The sequence below is a fragment of the Amphritea balenae genome, assembly GCF_003858655.1.
Lineage (GTDB): Bacteria > Pseudomonadota > Gammaproteobacteria > Pseudomonadales > Balneatricaceae > Amphritea > Amphritea balenae.
Window position 1 is genome coordinate 447,852 of record NZ_RQXV01000002.1, and the last position, 19,269, is coordinate 467,120.

The 19,269-nt window shown below is 47.0% G+C and carries 20 protein-coding genes; 18 read left to right on the top strand and 2 right to left on the bottom strand.

Annotated features, from left to right (window positions below; all coding sequences use genetic code 11):
• Nucleotides 1-127 precede the first annotated feature (127 nt).
• The 3 genes from EHS89_RS06315 (at nucleotide 128) to maiA (ending at nucleotide 2,755) form a co-directional block, all read left to right on the top strand.
• On the top strand, nucleotides 128-1,840 hold the full coding sequence (locus EHS89_RS06315) for an FAD-dependent oxidoreductase (protein ID WP_124925275.1): 1,713 nt from the start codon (nucleotides 128-130) through the stop codon (nucleotides 1,838-1,840).
• Complete coding sequence (locus EHS89_RS06320) at nucleotides 1,833-2,033, top strand: DUF2783 domain-containing protein (protein ID WP_124925276.1); 201 nt, start codon at nucleotides 1,833-1,835, stop codon at nucleotides 2,031-2,033. Before EHS89_RS06315 ends, EHS89_RS06320 begins: the two co-directional genes overlap by 8 nt.
• Before the next feature lie 86 nt (nucleotides 2,034-2,119).
• On the top strand, nucleotides 2,120-2,755 hold the full coding sequence (gene maiA, locus EHS89_RS06325) for a maleylacetoacetate isomerase (protein ID WP_124925277.1): 636 nt from the start codon (nucleotides 2,120-2,122) through the stop codon (nucleotides 2,753-2,755).
• A 104-nt stretch (nucleotides 2,756-2,859) separates the two neighbouring features.
• Here maiA and EHS89_RS06330 read toward each other — a convergent pair whose 3' ends face one another.
• The gene (locus tag EHS89_RS06330; protein WP_124925278.1) at nucleotides 2,860-4,083 is read right to left on the bottom strand and encodes an EAL and HDOD domain-containing protein; all 1,224 of its coding nucleotides are present in this window, start codon (nucleotides 4,081-4,083) and stop codon (nucleotides 2,860-2,862) included.
• A 173-nt stretch (nucleotides 4,084-4,256) separates the two neighbouring features.
• Here EHS89_RS06330 and ylqF point away from each other — a divergent pair, with 173 nt between their 5' ends.
• The 4 genes from ylqF to EHS89_RS06350 all read left to right on the top strand — a co-directional run bounded on the left by ylqF (nucleotide 4,257) and on the right by EHS89_RS06350 (nucleotide 7,042).
• Complete coding sequence (ylqF, locus tag EHS89_RS06335) at nucleotides 4,257-5,180, top strand: ribosome biogenesis GTPase YlqF (protein WP_170167425.1); 924 nt, start codon at nucleotides 4,257-4,259, stop codon at nucleotides 5,178-5,180.
• Nucleotides 5,181-5,185: 5 nt separating this feature from the next.
• Nucleotides 5,186-5,464, top strand: a complete 279-nt coding sequence (locus tag EHS89_RS06340) for a hypothetical protein (protein WP_124925280.1) — start codon at nucleotides 5,186-5,188, stop codon at nucleotides 5,462-5,464.
• Nucleotides 5,465-5,552: 88 nt separating this feature from the next.
• Entirely contained in the window at nucleotides 5,553-5,801 is a 249-nt protein-coding gene (locus tag EHS89_RS06345; RefSeq protein WP_124925281.1) for a CDGSH iron-sulfur domain-containing protein, read from the top strand.
• A 110-nt stretch (nucleotides 5,802-5,911) separates the two neighbouring features.
• Complete coding sequence (locus EHS89_RS06350) at nucleotides 5,912-7,042, top strand: BaiN/RdsA family NAD(P)/FAD-dependent oxidoreductase (RefSeq protein WP_229753630.1); 1,131 nt, start codon at nucleotides 5,912-5,914, stop codon at nucleotides 7,040-7,042.
• A gap of 203 nt (nucleotides 7,043-7,245) precedes the next feature.
• Here the strand turns inward: EHS89_RS06350 and EHS89_RS06355 are convergent, their stop codons facing one another.
• On the bottom strand, nucleotides 7,246-8,178 hold the full coding sequence (locus EHS89_RS06355; protein WP_124925283.1) for a hydrogen peroxide-inducible genes activator: 933 nt from the start codon (nucleotides 8,176-8,178) through the stop codon (nucleotides 7,246-7,248).
• Nucleotides 8,179-8,499: 321 nt separating this feature from the next.
• On the opposite strand from EHS89_RS06355, the gene EHS89_RS06360 reads away from it, so the two are divergent.
• The 11 genes from EHS89_RS06360 (at nucleotide 8,500) to EHS89_RS06410 (ending at nucleotide 19,257) form a co-directional block, all read left to right on the top strand.
• A complete protein-coding gene (locus EHS89_RS06360; protein ID WP_124925284.1) occupies nucleotides 8,500-8,976 on the top strand; it encodes a Na+/H+ antiporter subunit E in 477 nt (158 codons plus the stop codon).
• Nucleotides 8,973-9,239, top strand: coding sequence for an MrpF/PhaF family protein (locus tag EHS89_RS06365; protein WP_124925285.1), 267 nt, complete (start codon nucleotides 8,973-8,975; stop codon nucleotides 9,237-9,239). Before EHS89_RS06360 ends, EHS89_RS06365 begins: the two co-directional genes overlap by 4 nt.
• 50 nt (nucleotides 9,240-9,289) lie before the next feature.
• Nucleotides 9,290-9,595 carry a monovalent cation/H(+) antiporter subunit G gene (mnhG, locus tag EHS89_RS06370; protein ID WP_244937366.1) on the top strand — a complete coding sequence of 102 codons (306 nt, stop codon included), beginning with the start codon at nucleotides 9,290-9,292 and terminating at the stop codon, nucleotides 9,593-9,595.
• Nucleotides 9,595-10,572, top strand: coding sequence for a DUF4040 domain-containing protein (locus EHS89_RS06375; protein ID WP_124925287.1), 978 nt, complete (start codon nucleotides 9,595-9,597; stop codon nucleotides 10,570-10,572). The genes mnhG and EHS89_RS06375 overlap by 1 nt, the downstream gene beginning before the upstream one ends.
• Complete coding sequence (locus EHS89_RS06380) at nucleotides 10,569-10,925, top strand: cation:proton antiporter subunit C (protein ID WP_124925288.1); 357 nt, start codon at nucleotides 10,569-10,571, stop codon at nucleotides 10,923-10,925. Before EHS89_RS06375 ends, EHS89_RS06380 begins: the two co-directional genes overlap by 4 nt.
• Complete coding sequence (locus EHS89_RS06385) at nucleotides 10,925-12,475, top strand: monovalent cation/H+ antiporter subunit D family protein (RefSeq protein ID WP_124925289.1); 1,551 nt, start codon at nucleotides 10,925-10,927, stop codon at nucleotides 12,473-12,475. The genes EHS89_RS06380 and EHS89_RS06385 overlap by 1 nt, the downstream gene beginning before the upstream one ends.
• Nucleotides 12,472-14,001 carry a monovalent cation/H+ antiporter subunit D family protein gene (locus EHS89_RS06390; RefSeq protein WP_124925290.1) on the top strand — a complete coding sequence of 510 codons (1,530 nt, stop codon included), beginning with the start codon at nucleotides 12,472-12,474 and terminating at the stop codon, nucleotides 13,999-14,001. The genes EHS89_RS06385 and EHS89_RS06390 overlap by 4 nt, the downstream gene beginning before the upstream one ends.
• Entirely contained in the window at nucleotides 14,002-14,259 is a 258-nt protein-coding gene (locus tag EHS89_RS06395) for a hypothetical protein (RefSeq protein ID WP_124925291.1), read from the top strand.
• On the top strand, nucleotides 14,252-15,976 hold the full coding sequence (locus tag EHS89_RS06400) for a Na(+)/H(+) antiporter subunit D (RefSeq protein ID WP_124925292.1): 1,725 nt from the start codon (nucleotides 14,252-14,254) through the stop codon (nucleotides 15,974-15,976). Before EHS89_RS06395 ends, EHS89_RS06400 begins: the two co-directional genes overlap by 8 nt.
• Before the next feature lie 407 nt (nucleotides 15,977-16,383).
• Entirely contained in the window at nucleotides 16,384-18,570 is a 2,187-nt protein-coding gene (locus EHS89_RS06405) for an OsmC domain/YcaO domain-containing protein (RefSeq protein ID WP_124925293.1), read from the top strand.
• A gap of 255 nt (nucleotides 18,571-18,825) precedes the next feature.
• Nucleotides 18,826-19,257, top strand: coding sequence for a hemerythrin domain-containing protein (locus EHS89_RS06410; RefSeq protein ID WP_124925294.1), 432 nt, complete (start codon nucleotides 18,826-18,828; stop codon nucleotides 19,255-19,257).
• Nucleotides 19,258-19,269 lie beyond the last annotated feature (12 nt).

Genomic DNA, 19,269 nt, shown 5'->3' on the forward strand with positions numbered 1-19,269 from the left:
GCTTTAAATATCAGAAACCTTAGCCTGAAGCTTGAAGTTGTCTATCTTGAAAGTAAGGCGTGTGATTTTTACTTGCGGAGCCTCCGTTTGGGTTCTGCTAAATGCACTTTTATAACCTGTAGGGCTAATGTTTAAAACTTATACTCGTCCTGAATTTAGCTACAGCCGCGACACAGACCAGGATGCTGAGGATGTTGTTCATCATCAGGTTATCGTTGTGGGGGCCGGTCCTTCGGGTATGGCTACGGCTATCGGTCTAGCGCAGCAAGGTATAGCCGTAGTGCTACTGGATAGCAGTAACACGGTTAGTACCGGATCTCGCGCAGTTTGTTATAGTCAGCGCTCCCTGGATATCGCAGATCGCCTGGGTATAGGTCAGCGGTTAGTTGAAAAAGGTACCAGTTGGAGTTTTGGTCGTACTTTCTTTGGTGACACTGAGGTTGATAGCTTTAATCTGACTGATACGGATAGTCGCCACCCGGCATTTGTTAATTTACAACAGTACTATTTAGAAGAATACCTGATTGATCGTATCGGTGAGTTGTCGGCTATTAGCTTACGCTGGGAGAACCGGGTGGTACGGATCGATCACAGTAACGAACTGACACTGCTTAAAATTGATACTCCTGAGGGCTCGTATCAACTTAGTTGTGATTATTTGATTGCAGGGGATGGTGCTAACAGTTTCATCCGGTCAGAGAGTCATCAGGACTTTAAAGGGCAGATTTTTCACAATCGCTTCCTTATTGCAGATGTAGTGATGGAGACTGATAAGTTTCCTGTAGAACGATGGCTCTGGTTTAATCCTGCTTTTCATGATGGTCAAACGGCGTTGATACAGCCTCAGGCTGATAATGTCTGGCGTATAGATTTCGATATTGGCTGGCAGGCTGATCCTGCTGAAGAGCGTAAACCCGAAAATGTGATCGCCAGAGTCGAAGCGTTATTAGGTGGTGATGTCTCTTTTGAACTGGAGTGGGCATCCGTTTATACCTTTACTTGTAGGCGAATGGATCGCTTCAGAAAAGCAAATCTGTTCTTTGTTGGTGATGCAGCACACCAGGTCTCCCCATTTAGTGCCAGGGGTATTAATTCAGGATTTGAGGATGCTGATAATTTGGTATGGAAGCTCAGGCTGGTAATCGATGGCCTGGCATCAGATTCGTTGCTCGATAGTTACTCAGATGAACGCTGCTATGCTGCTGACCGGAATATGCAGCTATCGACTAATGCGACAGATTTTATTACACCTAAGGCGGGACAGTGCCGTGTGTTTCGAGATGCGGTGTTGGATCTGGCAAAGGACTATGACTTTGCTCGAACACTGGTCAATTCAGGACGCCTGTCTGAGGCGGTCTTTATTGAAGAGTCCCCTTTGAATACGTCTGATGCAGATCATTTTGATTGTGATGTTTTACCAGGTGCTCCCTGTGCTGATGGTCCTGTCCTTTATCAAGGGAAAGATACTTTTTTACGATCTGTTCTTGGCATAAGCTTTACCGGTCTGCTTTTTGTTGATCAGGAGGATGAGGCGAGTCGGGTCGTTGCTCAGTTAGACGCTCAGTTAGCTGAACTGGCTGAGCTGGCGGTACCGGTTAAGACGTATATTATTGCCCCCCACGGGATGGAACTGGCTTTGCCCGAGGGAGGCAAGGTGATTGTTGATCATCGGGCTGTTGTCAGGCAGCGTCTGGATGCAAAGGCTGGGACTTTTTATCTCTGCCGGCCGGACCAGCTGATCGCCGCACGTATGCGCCGGTTTGATATGCCTGCAGTATTGGCGGCCCATAGCAGAGCGTTGGGTAATTATCAGGAATATGAGGAAAACGACAATGGCTGAACTTATAACTGCCTCAAATATGCAGGCTCCTGATGAGTTTTACCAGCAGCTTAACAGCCTTTATCAGGCACTGGATGATGATCAGAGTCGCGATGTAAATGCACGGTTGATACTGTTACTCAGTAATCATATTGGTGATCAGCAGGTGTTGTCTCAGGCACTGAAAATTGCCGGTGAGCATGTAAAAGATTAGTGATATAACCGCACCAACGAAGCTGGTCAGTCCCGTTCAGTTCTACCCGACCAGTTAACACTAAGACTTAAAATTCAGAGATTCTAATTATGCTGTTGTTTGATTATTGCCGTTCATCTGCGGCTTATCGGGTGCGTATCGCTCTTAACTTAAAAAAAATGCCCTATGAGCAGGTGCCAGTTAGTCTGTTGGCGGGGGAGCATGTCGAAGATAAGCACCTTAATCGCAATCCGCAAGGTTTTGTACCGGCGCTGCAGGATGGTGATCTGATGCTGACTCAATCTCTGGCTATCTGTGAATATCTGGATGATGCCTATCCTGAATCAGTGTCTTTGTTACCCGGTTCTGCTGCGGATAAAGCCAGGGTAAGAGCGATGGCACAGTTAATCGCTTGTGATATTCATCCGGTTAATAATCTGCGTATATTGAAGTATATGGTGTCTGAGCTGGGCGCCGTCGATGAGCAAAAAACTACCTGGTATCAGCACTGGATCTATAAAGGCTTCGATGCGCTCGAGCAGATTCTTTCTGAATCATCTGGGCAGTACTGCTTTGGTGATCAGGTGACTTTGGCGGATCTGTGCCTTGTGCCTCAGGTCTTTAATGCGAATCGTTTCAAATGTGAGTTGAGCGCTTATCCGAATATTGTTCGGGTGAATGAAAACTGCCTTAAATTGGAGTGCTTTACTAATGCGCATCCTGACCTGCAGCCGGGTGCCTGATGAGTTGTGATATGTTTGTTGATATTGCGCGGGTTTAAACTCGAGTATTAGAAAAGGCCGCATCAGCGGCCTTTTTATGGTCTTGATGAAATAATATCAAACGATTAGTCGATATCGTTAAGTGCCTGCATCGCTTCTTTACTCCAGTCCAGCGCCAGTCGATAGCTATTCTCGTAAAGATTTGCATCAAAATCGGTAGGTAATAGATCCCAGTCGCCAGCTTCATAGTTGTCGACGTGCATCAGCACTTCACCCATATCTCCTTCATTAAGCAAGATCGCATCTTTGATCTCATCAGCCAGCGGGACTTCGTTCAGCATAGTCTCACGGTCAATATCCAGCAGCAGGTGCAGGTTCGACATCATACCGGTCATAAAATAGCTGGAATGATTCGACTGTTTGCCTGCAATCGCAATCTCTTCACACATACGTCCCCGTACTAACAAACTACGGCAGATCTCCTCTGGCTTACCACTTTGATTGCTTAGCGCGATCAGGGTTGCCCACTTACGAATCTGCGCCATGCCTAGCATAACAATGGCTTCAGTTAATGATTCAACTTTACGTACCAGAGCATAGGCGGCTGAATTGACGATGCGCAGCAGCTTATAGGTTAATACCGGGTCACGAATAATCAGCTGTTCCAGTCGTTCAGGCGTGGTATTTGGGTTTTGTAGTTCCTGAACCAGTTCGATTAGTGCGGCCTGGTTCGGATCGACCTTTTTACCTTTAACAATCTTTGGTTTACTAAGGAAATGCCCCTGAAATAGCTTAAAGCCAAGCTTATTGCACTCTTCTAGTACTTCGACGGTTTCAATTTTTTCAGCCAGTAGAGTTACTTTGAATTTTGATAGCAGCCTTACCTGTTCCTTTATTTCGTCAAAGGTCATATCTTTTACATCGACCTTAACGATATGAGCCATTTTAAGAAGGGGTTCAAACTCCGGCTTGTAGATGAAATCATCGAGAGCGATTCTGTAGCCATCTTTAACCAGGCGGTGTACTGCGATAATGACTTCCCGGTCGACTTTAATATCTTCCAGGATCTCCAGTACGATATTCTTGCGGGGTAGTTCTGGGAAATCATCAGAAACCAGGAGTTCCCGGGTTAAATTAATAAAGGCGGGAACCCGCTTCAGTGCGCCCTGGTCAGATATACTGGTATAGGTGTTTAAGATAACATCGCTGGTAGCGCTGGAACCGCAGAAAAGAGCATGATCGGAGCTATGTTCATCGCGATAGAGAAGCTCATAAGCAACGACCCGCTGACTACGATCGAAGATCGGTTGGCGGGCCATCAGGACTTGTGAAGCAGAAGATGATTCCATATAAGCTCTTTCCATAGAAACTTCAGTTCAATCCAGCATATAGGTAGCAGTGACTGTTGTCAGTATTGAGATTCCCCATAACAGGTAGTGTTATTGAGGCAATGTGGAAAATAAGTCGCTGTTTTGGTTGCTATAGGTATAATGTGCGTCCCCTGTAGAGTGCGAATAGAATTATGAGTATTAACTGGTTTCCGGGCCATATGCATAAAGCCCGTAAAGAGATCGCTAAAGTAATGGACGAGATCGACGTGGTAATCGAGGTACTTGATGCCCGGTTGCCTGTTTCCAGTGAAAATCCGATGATTTCGCAGCTCGGTAAAGGCACTCCGGTCATCAAGTTGCTGAATAAGAGCGATCTGGCGGACCCTGTACGCACTCAGGAGTGGGTCGACTACTATAATAGCCTGCCGGATACCCGGGCTATCATGATCGACTATAAGCAGAAAAAGTTGATTAGCAGTATTCCTAATCTCTGTAATGAGTTAGTACCTTCACGCAGCAATAATGGTCGACAGGTCAGGGCGATGATCATGGGGATTCCCAATGTGGGCAAATCCACCATGATAAATGCATTGCTGGGTAAGAAAATTGCTAAAGTGGGTAATGAGCCTGCGGTAACGAAAGGGCAAAAGCGCTTTCTTCTGAAGAACGGTATGGCGTTATCCGACACGCCGGGCATGTTATGGCCTAAAATTGAAGACCGCGATTCCGGCTATCGGTTGGCGGCCAGTGGTGCGATTAAAAATACTGCAATTGAATTTCAGCAAGTGGCTGAATATGCCGCTGAGTTTCTTTGTCAGGATTATCCCGAGCTCATGGTTGCCAGGTATAAGCTCAAGAAAATCCCTGAAAATGCTGATGAACTGCTAAAAGAGATTGGTCGTAAGCGTGGCGGTCTGCGTGCGGGTGGCAAGATTGATATGCACAAAGCATCAGAGATATTGCTAAACGAATTAAGAGGCGGTCAGATCGGTCTGGTAACCTATGAGACTGTTTCTGAGTGGCTTGAAAAATGGGAACAGCAGCGCATAGAAGCTGAGCGTCTGGCGGCTGAAGAATTGGCTGCAGAAGCAGCGAAAGAACAAGGTAAAGAGTAAGAGCGATGACACGTAAGAGAAAGAAACGTACTGGCGGCGGACTGACAGTTTATATTGATGGGCCCCGTCGTAGTGAGAAAATGGCCGATCCGGATAGCTATGAAAGTCGTAAGCGGAAAAACCTGGATCAGAAGAAAAAGACCAAGTCGGTGTATGAGAAAGCTCGGGCGGCTGAACAATCTGATAAGGCTGCTTCGCAAGCACGAAATACTCCATTAGCAGAAAAAATACGTCGTTTAAAGAAGGCAGAAGCGGCTAAAAACGAAGAATCCGATTCCGAATAATCACTTCATAGTTTGATCTCCGCTACAGCCTAATCTACGTTTATTGTTGCCTGCGGGCTAAATCGCAGGCGCAAGTGGAGATCAGACAATGTCACATTCTGATGTACATCGTGCCGGTGATTCCCCCGCAAAGGTAGAGCTGCAAGAAGGTGAAACTTATTGTTGGTGTGCCTGCGGTCGTTCTAACACACAACCTTTTTGTGATGGTTCTCACCAGGGGACCGGATTAGATCCGGTGGTTTTTGTCGCGCGAAAATCTGAAACTGTTTTTCTTTGTCGCTGTAAGCAAACCGCAACGCCACCCTTATGTGATGGTAGCCATAACCGAACGGAATAAAATTCGCTCCTGACCTTGCAACTGGGTACAATGCGCTTCTTTTTCAACGGGAAGTCAAAGCCTTGCAACAGGTCGATGTCGTAGTTATAGGGGCCGGAGCATCCGGTTTAATGTGTGCAGCAATAGCCGGTTACCGGGGCCGTTCTGTGCTGGTGCTTGAGCATACGAAAAAGATCGGTCGTAAGATCCTGATGTCCGGTGGTGGGCGGTGTAATTTCACTAATATTCATAACTCGCCGGCAAATTTTATCTCTGCCAATCCCCATTTCTGTAAATCAGCTCTGAGCCGTTATTCAGCACAAGACTTTATCGAGCTGGTGGAGCGCCATGGTATTGAGTTCCACGAGAAAACACTAGGTCAGCTTTTTTGTAATGAATCCAGTAAAGAAATTCTGGATATGTTGTTAACCGAATGTGACTGGGCCGGCGTAGAGCTTAAAACTGAGACCAGTGTTAACGCTATCAAAGCAACAGATGCCGGATACCAGCTTTCGACCGGTCATGGCGAGCTGGAAGCAGAGTCGGTAGTGATAGCGACCGGTGGTCTTTCAATACCGAACGGTGGTGCGACCAGCTTTGCCTATGATATTGCCCAGCAGTTTGACCTGAATATTCTATCGCGCAGTGCGGCTCTGGTGCCATTTACGCTACAACCTAAGGAAAAGGATGCTCTGAAGGAGCTGTCAGGGGTGTCTCACAAGGTTCGGGCTAGCATAGGTAATACCAGCTTTGTCGAGAGTATGTTGTTCACTCATCGTGGTCTGAGTGGCCCTGCCATTTTGCAGATATCCTCATACTGGCAACCGGGTGCTGAAGTTGAAATCGATCTGTTTCCGGATATGGATCTGTTGGCATGGCTAAAGGAGCAGCGCGAGGCTCGTCCTAAAGCAGAGATTAGTAGTGTCATGGCGCAGCAGATGAGTAAACGAATGGCACAGATTCTCTGTCAGCTGTTTGGTCTTAGCGGCACCATGGCGGATCAGTCGAACAAAGCTTTGGAAAATATCAGTGGCGCTTTTCATCACTGGAAAGTAAAACCCTCAGGAACGGAAGGCTATCGTACTGCTGAAGTGACTCTGGGTGGCATCGATACTAACGAGATTGACCAGAAAACGATGGCGGCAAAAAAAGCGCTGGGGCTCTATTTTATCGGTGAGTGTCTGGATGTTACCGGCCATTTGGGAGGGCATAACTTCCAGTGGGCCTGGGCCTCTGGTGTAGCGGCGGGTCAGGTCGTTTAAAAATGCAGGGGTATTTAAATTTAAGACAATCAGATGCTTGTCTTAAATTTAGTCTAGGGGAAGTATACACCCGTACCTCATTGCACACTTTTTAGGCTTTAGCCTTCAGCCTAACTCAAGATGCAACTTAATTGCAGGTTTCCTAAGGGCTGTGGATTCAAAGTAATAAACGGTTCGAGAGGTTTTTGACAAATTCAGTATGCTCAAAAACTTAATTTGGCATCAGAAAGATTGGTTTTCACTAATGAGCGTATCAGCTCTGCCAACTGCCTGTAAAAACCCCTGTTTGGGGAGTTCTGTCGCCATGCTAATACAAGTGTGCGGTGCAGATTCAGGTTTTCAACATCCCTGACGCTCAGACCCTGTGGCTGGTGTATTTCTGAGTAGATGTAAGTTGAGGGTACAAAAGTTAATCCCATTCCCATTATCACCATCTGGCGCAGGGCATCCAGGCTGGAGCCTTCGTAATCCCTGGCTATAGTAGCCCCCAGCTCTGAACATAGAAGCTCCATCTGGTGGTAGCTACTGTATTGTTCTTCCAGCGTAAGAATATTCTGTCCGCGCAGGTGATGGGTTTCGACTCTCTCTAACTTAGCCAGTGGATGATCTTCCGGGGTAATCAGTTTAAGGGGTTCTTCAAAGAGTACCTCGGTGGTTAAACGAGGGGTACCGAAGGGCTGGGATATCAGAACCAGATCCAGCCGACCTTCAAGCAGGTCAAGCTCTAATGCTTTAGGTGTGTTCTCCCGGACAAAGAGCTTAAGGGATGCGTAGGTCTGATGTAGCCCGGGTAATATATGCGGTAGCAGGTAGGGGCCGATCGTGGGTGATACTCCCATACGGAAGGTGCCTCCCGGCCCGTGATTCATCATCGCTGCCTGGTCCAGCAGGCCGTTCATTTCTTCAAGAACCTGGCGCGCGTTAGTTAGCAAATCCCTTCCTGCTGGCGTCAGGGTAGCTCCGCTACGACTGCGTTCGACTAAGGTCAGATTTAAGGTTTTTTCCAGATTGTAAATCTGAGCTGTGAGGGTTGGCTGACTGATTTTGAGCTGCTCCGCAGCACCCCGGAAAGTACTGGATTCTGCCAGACGAACAAAGTATTCCAATTGTTTTATGGTCGGTGTTTCCAGGGCCATAATTGTAACTCCTCGGGAATAAGGTCTTTATGATGATAGGGATATCCTATCAATAAAATTAAATAATCTCTATTGAGCTATCAGCTACAGCAACGCAATATTGGGCCCCATATTTGATCTGGGATTAAGAATAAACTTTAAGATATTAACTAGTTAAGGGGCTTCTGAAACTCCAGATGGCATTTTTATGCTGATATTCAAGGTCTTTTGGGTGGTTTTCATAGATGATGAAATGCCGTTACAAAGGGATAACTGAAGACTTAAAGGGTCAGATTTTCAGGCTGGCTGAAAACGATTTATATCAAAGTGGATAGATATTACATGCATATCGTTAAATGGACGGTGGTACTGTCAATATTCTGGTTGTTGCTTTCAGGCTACATCGAACCATTGCTGCTGAGTTTCGGTGCAATATCTGTCGTTGTTGTGCTGTTAGTCCTCAAACGTATGGATAAAGTCGAAAATGAGCCCGGGCATATCGGTACAAGTCTTCGACTGATCCGATATGCCCCTTGGCTGATCGGGCAAATATTCAGTTCAGGTCTTCATGTAACTAAACTGATCTGGGGTTCACCAGATAAGGTTTCTCCGGCTTTAGCAAAAATTAGCGCGAAAGATATTCCGCCAAGCAGTCGGGTCCTTTATGCCAACTCAATAACCCTGACTCCGGGAACATTGAGCGTGGACCTGGAGGAGGGGGAGGTGACTGTCCATGCGTTGCAAGAATCATCAATCGCTGAGCTGGAAGAAGGTCAGATGGAAAAGAAAATTACTGCTATCTGGGGTGAAAACAAATGACTGAAATTCTAGCGGCAGCCTGCATAGCTATTCTGGTGGTCATGGCAATTGCTCTAGCCAGGGCATTTAAGGCACCTACGGTTTACGACCGGATTCTTGGCGTAAATATGTTCGGTACCAAGACCGTTCTGTTTATTGCCGCGAGCGGATATCTGATGGGCCGTCCCGATTTTCTGGATATCGCCATTGTTTATGCGTTGATTAACTTCATAGGGATGGTCGCGGTACTTCGTTTCTTCGAATATACCTCACCTATTGAATAACAACTGAGTATAAGTGATAAACCATGGATTTCCTGGACATTGTCAGTAGCATGCTGCTTCTAGCAGGTGTTTTTTTCGGATTCAGCGGCGCTGTCGGGCTGTTCCGGTTCCCGGATTTTTTTACCCGGGTACACGCAGCCAGTGTTACCGATTCTATCGCCGCTATCCTGATTATCGGCGGTTTGCTGTTACAAACCTCATTCGATCTGAATACGGCTAAGCTCGTGTTTATTCTGCTGTTTCTGCTGGTTACCAGCCCGACGGCTTCTCATGCCCTGGCAAAATCTGCCCGTCATGGTGGACTACTGACGTTGGCAGAATCCAGCTCGCAAGATAAACAGGAGAGTGCTAAGTAATGGCTGAGTTTATTGACCTGGTGTTGCTGGCAATGTTGGCACTCACCGCCCTGCGGATTATTTTCTTAAAAGATCTGTTTGCTGTCGTGATGCTGTTCGGTATCTATAGCTTTCTATCCGCTTTGATATTTGTGAACCTGGATGCGGTTGACGTTGCCTTTACCGAAGCCTCTGTGGGGGCAGGTATTTCTACGGTTCTGATGCTTGTCACCCTGGCGATGACTGGCCGGAAAGAGAAGCAGAGTACGCACTCCACTCTATTGCCGCTATTTGTTGTTCTGGTTACGGGTGCTGCGTTAATTTATGGCACCCTCGATATGCCCCCTTTCGGGCATCCGGATAATCCAGTGCATCAACATGTTGCGCCTCGTTACATAGAAGAGTCACCTAAAGAAGTGGGCTTACCTAATATGGTCACTTCGGTGTTAGCCAGTTATCGTGGCTTCGATACGCTGGGGGAAACGGTTGTAGTATTCTCCGCGCTCATTGGTGTTCTCTCGCTCTTGGGAGTACGTCGTAAGAAGAAAAAAGACCTTGAATCGGGCCTGGAAACACACAGTGTTCTGCATGTGGTTTCTAAAATCATTATTCCTTTGGTGATTCTGTTTGCCTTATATGTCCAGTTTCATGGCGATTTCGGTCCCGGGGGAGGCTTCCAGGCCGGTGTGATCGCAGCAGCCGCCTTTATTTTGTACGCGCTCGTCCTTGGGCTGCCTAAAGCGTTTGCAGTGGTTGGGCCTAAGTTCTTACAGTGGATGGCTTCTTTTGGCGTGCTGCTCTATGCCAGTGTCGGTTTGTATAGCATGTACAAGGGCGGTCATTTTCTTGATTACAACAAACTCGCCGCAGACCCGATAGCTGGTCAGCACTATGGCATCATCATTATTGAGCTGGGTGTGGGTATTACAGTGTTTGCGGTCATGTTGAATATTTTCTATGCCTTTGGCAGTCAGGCTGAGAGGTCAAACGTCCAGTGAGCTTTATTTTCGATTATTACAACTACTGGATCGTCGTATTTCTGATGATGGCCGGTTTTTACATTGTTATTTCCGCTAACAACCTGGTTAAGAAGATTGTAGGTCTGAATATTTTTCAAACCTCTGTTTTCATGCTCTATATATCCATGGGTAAGGTTACCGGAGGTACAGCACCTATCGTGGTGGAAGGGGTTACTCAATACTCTAATCCACTGCCTCACGTGCTTATTCTTACAGCCATTGTTGTGGGCGTTGCCACAACAGCGGTGGGTCTTTCACTGATTGTCCGGATCAAACAAGCTTATGGCACTGTTGAAGAGAATGAATTTGAAAATAAGGATGATGCGATCTGATGCTTGAACAACATTTAGCAGCGCTTCCTATTATTCTGCCCCTGATTGCTGCACCAATAGCGCTTATCCTGGGGAGAACAGTGCTTTCCTGGGGCTTTGCCACGCTTGTCAGTGGCCTGGCATTTATACTGTCCTGGCAGCTCCTGTCAGCAGCACTGTCTGAAGGGGTAATCAGCTACGCTGTTGGCGGCTGGGCGCCTCCCTGGGGAATTGAACTAAGAGTCGATGCTGCCAACGCTTTTGTCCTGCTGGCGGTAACTGCGATCTCCACACTGGTGCTGGTTTACTCTAAAGAGAGTATTGAAAAAGAGGTAAAAGTCGCCAATCACGCACTTTTCTATACCGCGCACTTACTATGTCTGGCGGGTCTTTCAGGGATACTGATAACGGGTGATGCGTTTAACCTCTTTGTGTTCCTGGAAATTTCTTCTCTGGCTACCTACACCTTAGTGAGCCTGGCATCAGACAGACGTTGTCTGACGGCAGCTTTCCGCTATCTGGTGATGGGTACAATCGGTGCGACCTTTATCCTGATCGGTGTTGGCTTGCTTTATATGAAGACCGGTACCCTGAACATGATGGATCTGGCGGTCAGAATAGACGCATACGATAGCAGTCGTACGATTAACACCGGACTTGCGTTCATCATGGTGGGTGTCAGCATCAAGCTTGCGCTATTTCCGCTGCATATGTGGTTGCCACCGGCATATACCCATGCCCCTTCGGCAGTGACAGCATTCCTGGCCAGTACCGCAACAAAAGTCGCGGTCTACGTCATGATCCGCTTTATCTTCACGGTTTTCGGCATTGACCATGTATTTGTTGATATGGGGATGGGCCTTATCCTGATGGTGCTGGCGGTTGTAGCGATTTTCAAATGCTCCTACATGGCAACCGTACAAAGCAACGTTAAGACCATTCTTGCCTACAGTAGTGTTGCGCAGATTGGCTATATGATTCTTGGGCTTAGTCTGGTCAGTGTGGCCGGTCTCATGGCCAGTATGATCCATATCTTTAACCACGCGCTGATGAAAGGTGCCCTGTTTATGGCCGTAGGCGCAGTGTTCTACCGTGTTGGCTCTGTTGATATTAAAGCATTTGCCGGATTAGGCCGGAAAATGCCTCTGACAATGGCGGCGTTTACCATCGCAGGCCTGAGTATTATCGGCGTGCCGCTGACCGCAGGCTTTGTTAGTAAATGGTATCTGGTAACTGCGGCCTTAGAGCAGGGCAACTGGATTGTAGCGGCGTTGGTACTGATCGGTTCACTGTTTGCGATTATCTATATTGGGCGGGTTCTTGAGGCTGCTTATTTTCAGAAACTTCCAGAGTCACGGAAATCAGAAAATATTAAAGAAGTTTCCTGGCTGATGCTGGTGCCTATGTGGGTAATTGTTATTGCCAATATCTACTTCGGTATTGATACCAGTCTGACAACCGAAGCGGCTAGTAGCGCCTCTGAATGGCTTTTCCAAACTAACAATATGCTTGAAAACAGTGCCCTTGAAAACAATGTATCAGAGGCTAATGTGCAGGAGGTGTCTTCATGAATCTCTGGCAAGCACTCGAACCGGCGCAGCTAATTACATTATCTATCTGTGTTCCTTTTGTGGGTGCACTACTGGTTATCGCGACGGGGAAAATACCCAACCTGCGTGAAGCAGTGACACTGATAACAGCAGCAATACTGTTCAGTATTGTTCTGGCGATTACCGATTACACTTTCCAGGGAGTAACGCTCCAGCTGGATGTGGTCGAAATTTTTCCCGGGCTTGGCATCAGCTTTGTTGTTGAACCTTTAGGTGTACTATTCGCCCTGGTAGCCAGCTTTCTCTGGATTGTTACCAGCATATACGCCATCGGGTATATGCGGGGCCACAACGAAGATAATCAGACCCGTTTCTTCTGCTGTTTTGCACTGGCAATCAGTTCTGTCATGGGTATCTGCTTCTCAGGAAACCTGCTGACGCTGTTTATTTTCTATGAGGTCCTGACCCTCTCAACTTACCCTTTGGTAACTCACGCTGGCAACGACGCGGCGAAGCAGGGGGGGCGGGTCTACCTGGGTATCCTTCTGAGCACCTCAATTGCGTTCCTGCTATTCGCGGTGCTTGGCACCTATGCCCTGACCGGAACGCTGGATTTTCGCGCTGGCGGTATTTTTGATGACTCACATAATAAAGTGGTTCTCAGTGTTCTGCTGGTGCTGTTCTGCTACGGCGTGGGTAAAGCGGCTATCATGCCTTTCCATCGCTGGTTACCTGCTGCGCTGGTTGCGCCAACTCCGGTCAGTGCGCTGTTGCACGCAGTGGCTGTGGTAAAAGCCGGTGTATTCAGTATTCTGAAGATAGTTATCTATATCTTCGGAATTGAAGGCCTGAAAGATCTGGCAACAACCGATCTCATGTTATATATCGGTGCGGCGACGATACTGCTGTCGTCCTGTATCGCCATGACCAAGGATAATCTGAAGGCACGACTAGCCTACTCAACTGTGAGCCAGCTGAGCTATATCGTGGTAGGGGCGCTTCTCGCATCTTCAATCGCTAGTGCCGGTGCTGCCTTGCACATCGCTACACATGCGGTCGGTAAGATCACGCTGTTCTTCTGTGCTGGCGCTATTATGGTGGCCAGCCATAAGAAAAATATCAGCGATATGGTGGGTCTGGGGCGCAAAATGCCCATTACTTTTGCTGCTTTTACTATAGGTGCAATTAGTATTATCGGTTTACCACCTATGGCAGGAACCTGGAGTAAATGGTATCTCGCTATCGGCGCATTAGAAACGGATAAGCTCATTATCGTAGCGGTGCTGATGGTAAGTTCTCTGTTGAACATAGCTTATCTGTTACCGATTCCTATCAAGGCCTTCTTCAGCAAGCCTGTTGCAGGTGCAGAGCCCTGGTCCTGGTCACAAACAAAGGAAGCACCGTTACCGATGCTGATTGCCCTGACAGTCACTTCTGTTGGTTGCCTGGCTCTGTTTTTCTATCTTCAGCCCCTGGTCGACCTCATTAATCTGATTCCGGGAGTCTCAACCGAAATGACAGCTTCAACGAATATGGGGGAGGGCTAGATGTCTGATAAACACCATTCAGATGATGGCTGGTTTGATAAGCCTGAAAACGTTAAGAAAATGTTAAAAGTTTTCTATGTTGTTTGTGCTCTGTTAGTCCTGGTTGATTTTATTGTTCACAGACATATCTACCACGACTGGGAAAGTATTCCGGCATTTTATGCCATCTATGGTTTTATTGGTTGTGTTGTTCTGGTGCTTATAGCGACAGAGATGCGTAAGTTCCTGATGCGTGGGGAAGATTACTACGATGAATAGTGTGATACCGTTTCTTCCTTTGCTGCTGGGTGCCCTGGCGGCGATTGTGCTGCGGGGCTGGTTGCGCAATCTGATAATGATTGTTGCGCCTATCCTGGGCGCTATTAACCTGATGGGCATGGAACATGGCGTGTTCTGGTCCCTTGAGTTTATGGGTTATGCCCTGGAACCGGTAAAAGTAGATAAACTCAGCCTGATGTTTGGCTATCTGTTCCATCTCGCTTCTCTTATTGCTGTTATCTATGCGCTGCATGTTAAAGATACCGTACAGCATGTGGCAGGGCTGGCTTACGCTGCAAGCGCCGTGGGAGCCGTCTTTGCTGGTGACCTGCTTACCCTGTTTATTTTCTGGGAACTGCTGGCACTGACCTCAGTATTCCTTATCTGGGCTCGCCGTACGGATCGTGCTTATTCTTCCGGTATTCGTTACCTGATCATTCAGGTACTATCCGGTGTGTTGTTGCTTGTGGGCCTGTTGATCTTCGCCCAGGTCAATAACAGCTTGCTATTTACTCAGATCGGCCTGCAACATGAAGGCATTGCTCAAGTTGGTGCCTGGTTGATCTTCTTTGCCTTTGGCATCAAGTGTGCATTTCCATTTATGCACAACTGGCTGACCGATTCTTATCCTGAGGCTACCCCAAGCGGTACAATTTTCTTAGCCTCATTCACCACCAAGGTAGCGGTATACGCTTTTGCCCGGGGCTATCCCGGTGAGGAAATCCTGGTCTGGATCGGCGTTACCATGGCCTGTTTCCCAATATTCTTTGCAGTAATCGAAAATGACTTGCGACGGGTACTCGCCTACAGTCTGATCAACCAGATCGGCTTTATGATAGTAGGTATTGGTATTGGTACTGCACTAGCCTTAAATGGTGCCGTAGCTCACGCCTTTAACGATGTTATCTTTAAAGGCCTGCTGATGATGACCATGGGTTCAGTACTGCACATGACCGGTAAAATCAATGGTTCTGAGCTAGGCGGGCTATATAAGAGTATGCCTAAAACCACCGTGCTATGTATTGTCGGTGCAGCTTCCATCTCTGCTTTTCCACTGTTTAGCGGTTTCGTATCCAAATCGATGATTATGGCCGCTGCCGTTTCTGAAGGTTATGATGTGGTCTGGCTGTTGCTGCTGTTTGCTGCTGCAGGTGTATTCCACCACGCAGGAATCAAGATTCCTTACTTTGCGTTCTTTGCTCATGATTCGGGTATCCGTACCACAGAGCCACCTAAGAATATGCTGATTGCCATGACGATAGCCGCAATCGCCTGTGTTGTATTAGGTACTTTCCCGGCCCAGACGGTTTATGCCCTGTTGCCCTGGGAGCATAGTTATCAGCCTTATGATGTTACCCACGTGTTAACCCAGCTGCAGTTGCTGTTCTTCTCGGCGCTTGCATTTGTTTGGCTGAATCTGCGTAATATGTATCCGCCTGAGCTACCATCGACTAATCTCGATGCGGATTGGTTATACCGCAGGCTTGCGCCGGCTATTGTAAAAAGGGTTGCGAGCACAACTTATAATGCTTATGTTGGCTTTGAAAAGTCTGTAGCTATTTCGATAAAGCAGATGGTACAAGGTTCCTATGATGCAGAGTCAGGCAAACCCAAAGGTTACTTCGCAAGACTCTGGCCAACTGAAACCATGGTCGTTTGGGTAGCGGTATTGCTGGCGATCTATCTGATATTTTATTACCTACCTGATCTGCTCTAAGAGCACTTCACTTTCAGATAGTAGAATTGCGGGCTCAAGGACATAGGAGTGGTTTCGTACTCAGTTTTCGAGCCCGATGCTTAAAATATTTAAGGGAGTCATCTGTGATGACTGGAATGCTATTGGTGATCCTTCATGGTGAAGGCAAGCAGATGGCAAGGTTTCAAAAAAGCTGCAGGATTATGCTGTCTGTTTGCCGAAAGTGAAGCCTGTAATCTGAGGTCATGATGAGCTTGGGGGAAGGAGTCACTGATTATGTTCAACCTCGTTATACGGGGCTTCCAGATTGTCTTCGTTTTAATTCCATTATTAATGCTAAAATGCCTGCCAAATGATGCGACCAGCAACCCTGTTTAGTCTGCACTCATCCCTATTTTGTATCAAACGATTCCGGAACCAAGACTCAAATGGAAATCAAAGTAAATTTTTTAGAAAACCTCAGGCTTGAAGCAAAGTTTGATGATTTCACCGTCACCGCAGATCAGCCTATCCGCTACAAAGGTGATGGTTCTGCCCCTAGTCCGTTTGATTACTTCCTGGCTTCGTCGGCGCTGTGTGCTGCCTACTTTGTGAAGGTCTATTGTAAGGCCCGTGATATTCCAACCGAGGATATCCGACTTTCGCAGAATAATATTGTTGACCCTGAGAATCGCTACAACCAGATCTTTCAGATCCAGGTAGAGTTGCCGGAGAGCATCTCTGATCGTGATCGTGAGGGTATTCTCAGATCAATCGATCGTTGCACCGTTAAAAAGGTAGTGCAACAAGGGCCTGAGTTTAAGATCGAAACGGTTGAAAACCTGGACGAAGACGCCACTATTATGGCGATGGGTGTACAGGATGATGGTACTAATACCATGATTCTGGGTAAGGACCTGCCGTTGGAAAAAACCATCGGTAATATGACCGGTATCCTTGAACAGCTGGGTATGAAAATTGAAATTACATCCTGGCGTAATATCGTTCCTAATGTCTGGTCGCTGAATATTCGTGATTCCGCATCAGAATTGTGTTTTACCAATGGTAAAGGCGCGACTAAAGAGAGTGCTTTGTGCTCAGCATTGGGTGAATTTATCGAGCGCCTGAGCTGTAACTTCTTTTATAATGATCAGTTCTTTGGTGAAGAGCTCGCTAATGCAGAGTTTGTACACTATCCAACCGAAAAATGGTTCCCGCTTTCTGAGGATGACGCTATTCCTGAAGGCTTGTTAGATGATTACTGTCTTGATATCTACAATCCTGAAGGTGAGTTACAGGGCTCCAACCTGATAGATACAAATTCCGGGAACCACGAGCGCGGTATTTGTGCCTTGCCCTATATCCGTCAGTCCGATAATGAAATCGTCTATTTCCCGTCTAACCTGATGGAGAATTTATTCCTTAGCAACGGTATGAGTGCGGGTAATAACTTATATGAAGCCAAAGTTCAGTGTCTGTCAGAAATTTTTGAGCGGGCAGTGAAGCGTCAGATCATCGAGCAGGAATTGGTACTGCCTGATGTGCCTATGGCTGTATTAGAAAAGTATCCGGGGATTCTGGCGGGTATTCAGGGGCTTGAAGAGCAGGGCTTTCCTGTCGTTATTAAAGACGCTTCCCTGGGCGGTCAGTTTCCGGTTATGTGCGTTACCCTGATGAACCCAAGAACCGGGGGCGTGTTTGCATCCTTTGGCGCACATCCTAGTTTTGAAGTAGCGCTGGAGCGTAGTCTGACTGAGCTGCTGCAGGGACGTAGTTTTGAAGGTTTGAATGATGTACCGCCACCGACATTCAATAGTCATGCAGTAACAGAGCCTAATAACTTTGTTGAACACTTTATTGATTCCACCGGTGTTATCTCCTGGCGTTTCTTCAGTGCAAAACATGATTTTGAATTTTGTGAATGGGACTTCTCTGGTAGTAATGAAGAGGAATGCGCCGGCCTGATGGCCATCCTGGAGGCGCTGAATAAAGAGGTCTATGTATCGACCTTTGAGCTGCTTGGTGCTTCTGCCTGCAGGATTCTGGTGCCGGACTATTCTGAGATCTATCCAGTGGAAGACCTGGTTTGGGATAACACCAATAAGGCGATATTCTTCCGTGAAGATATCCTTAATCTCCATAAGCTGGATGCTGAGCAACTAAGCGATCTGGTTGAGCGTCTGGAGGAGAGCGAGGAAGATAACTACACCGAAATTCGCACATTGATCGGTATCGAGTTTGATGAAAATACGGTCTGGGGGCAGCTGACGGTTCTTGAACTTAAGATCCTGATCTATCTGGCGTTACAACGTCATGAAGATGCTCAGGAGCTGGTGGAAAGCTTCCTGCAGTACAATGATAATACGGTCGAGCGTGGCCTGTTTTATCGGGCAGTCAATGCGGTATTGGAAATCGTGTTGGATGAAGAGCTGGAGCTGGAAGATTACATCCATAATCTACAGCGGATGTTTGGTGAACAGGTAATGACAGATGTAATTGGCTCTGTCATCGGAGACCTGAGATTCCACGGTTTAACCCCGACCAGTACTAAACTTGAAGGGATAGAAAAGCATCTGCGCTTAATCGAGAGTTATAAAAAACTTCATACCGCGCGCGCGATGATGGCTTCGCAATAACGATAGCCACTACGAACCAAAAAAAACCGGCCTTCAGGCCGGTTTTTTTATGGCTGCTCAAGCGGCTAATCTAACTGCTTTACTCGTGTGTTTTTATGCTGTGCTTTCTATCTAAGGTCTTAATTCGCAGTCTGCAGACTCAGCAGTTCACAGTATGAAAATAATTATCTTATTAAGCATTGTTAAAACTAACATAAATCAAGGCTCTAAAAATCAGTTGGTTTTTAATGATTGTAGATTTTATGGAGTTAGATAATGACATCAATTGTAGAGTATATGACCGATCAGCATCGTTGCTGTGATGATAGTTTTGCCGATGCTGAAGCCGCGGTTTCAGCTCAGAACTGGGGCGAAGCAGGGCAGCAGTGGGATAAATTTAGCCGGGATCTTGAGACCCATCTTACCAATGAAGAGGAGAACCTTTTTCCTAAGTTTGAGCAAGAGAGTGGCATATACAATGGGCCGACGGCGGTGATGCGGATGGAGCATCAGCAGATGCGAGAGATGGTCAAATCGATGACCAAGGCTCTGCAGGCGCAATCGGTGGATGATTACTTAGGTTTGTCAGAAACCCTGATGATCCTGATGCAGCAGCACAATATGAAAGAAGAGCAGATGCTCTACCCGATGACGCAACAATATTTAACGGATTCCGCTGCAGTGATCAGCAGCCTGAATGATCTGTAGGGCTTAGTACTG

Excerpts from the sequence above, each read along its gene's own strand:
- EHS89_RS06375 (WP_124925287.1), top strand. The coding sequence starts at position 9,595 with ATGGCTGAGTTTATTGACCTGGTGTTGCTGGCAATGTTGGCACTCACC.
- EHS89_RS06360 (WP_124925284.1), top strand. The coding sequence starts at position 8,500 with ATGCATATCGTTAAATGGACGGTGGTACTGTCAATATTCTGGTTGTTG.
- EHS89_RS06330 (WP_124925278.1), bottom strand. The coding sequence starts at position 4,083 with ATGGAATCATCTTCTGCTTCACAAGTCCTGATGGCCCGCCAACCGATC.
- EHS89_RS06350 (WP_229753630.1), top strand. The coding sequence starts at position 5,912 with ATGTGTGCAGCAATAGCCGGTTACCGGGGCCGTTCTGTGCTGGTGCTT.
- EHS89_RS06365 (WP_124925285.1), top strand. The coding sequence starts at position 8,973 with ATGACTGAAATTCTAGCGGCAGCCTGCATAGCTATTCTGGTGGTCATG.
- mnhG (WP_244937366.1), top strand. The coding sequence starts at position 9,290 with ATGCTGCTTCTAGCAGGTGTTTTTTTCGGATTCAGCGGCGCTGTCGGG.
- EHS89_RS06345 (WP_124925281.1), top strand. The coding sequence starts at position 5,553 with ATGTCACATTCTGATGTACATCGTGCCGGTGATTCCCCCGCAAAGGTA.
- ylqF (WP_170167425.1), top strand. The coding sequence starts at position 4,257 with ATGAGTATTAACTGGTTTCCGGGCCATATGCATAAAGCCCGTAAAGAG.
- EHS89_RS06340 (WP_124925280.1), top strand. The coding sequence starts at position 5,186 with ATGACACGTAAGAGAAAGAAACGTACTGGCGGCGGACTGACAGTTTAT.
- EHS89_RS06390 (WP_124925290.1), top strand. The coding sequence starts at position 12,472 with ATGAATCTCTGGCAAGCACTCGAACCGGCGCAGCTAATTACATTATCT.
- EHS89_RS06315 (WP_124925275.1), top strand. The coding sequence starts at position 128 with ATGTTTAAAACTTATACTCGTCCTGAATTTAGCTACAGCCGCGACACA.
- EHS89_RS06400 (WP_124925292.1), top strand. The coding sequence starts at position 14,252 with ATGAATAGTGTGATACCGTTTCTTCCTTTGCTGCTGGGTGCCCTGGCG.
- EHS89_RS06355 (WP_124925283.1), bottom strand. The coding sequence starts at position 8,178 with ATGGCCCTGGAAACACCGACCATAAAACAATTGGAATACTTTGTTCGT.
- EHS89_RS06320 (WP_124925276.1), top strand. The coding sequence starts at position 1,833 with ATGGCTGAACTTATAACTGCCTCAAATATGCAGGCTCCTGATGAGTTT.
- EHS89_RS06410 (WP_124925294.1), top strand. The coding sequence starts at position 18,826 with ATGACATCAATTGTAGAGTATATGACCGATCAGCATCGTTGCTGTGAT.
- EHS89_RS06395 (WP_124925291.1), top strand. The coding sequence starts at position 14,002 with ATGTCTGATAAACACCATTCAGATGATGGCTGGTTTGATAAGCCTGAA.
- EHS89_RS06405 (WP_124925293.1), top strand. The coding sequence starts at position 16,384 with ATGGAAATCAAAGTAAATTTTTTAGAAAACCTCAGGCTTGAAGCAAAG.
- EHS89_RS06385 (WP_124925289.1), top strand. The coding sequence starts at position 10,925 with ATGCTTGAACAACATTTAGCAGCGCTTCCTATTATTCTGCCCCTGATT.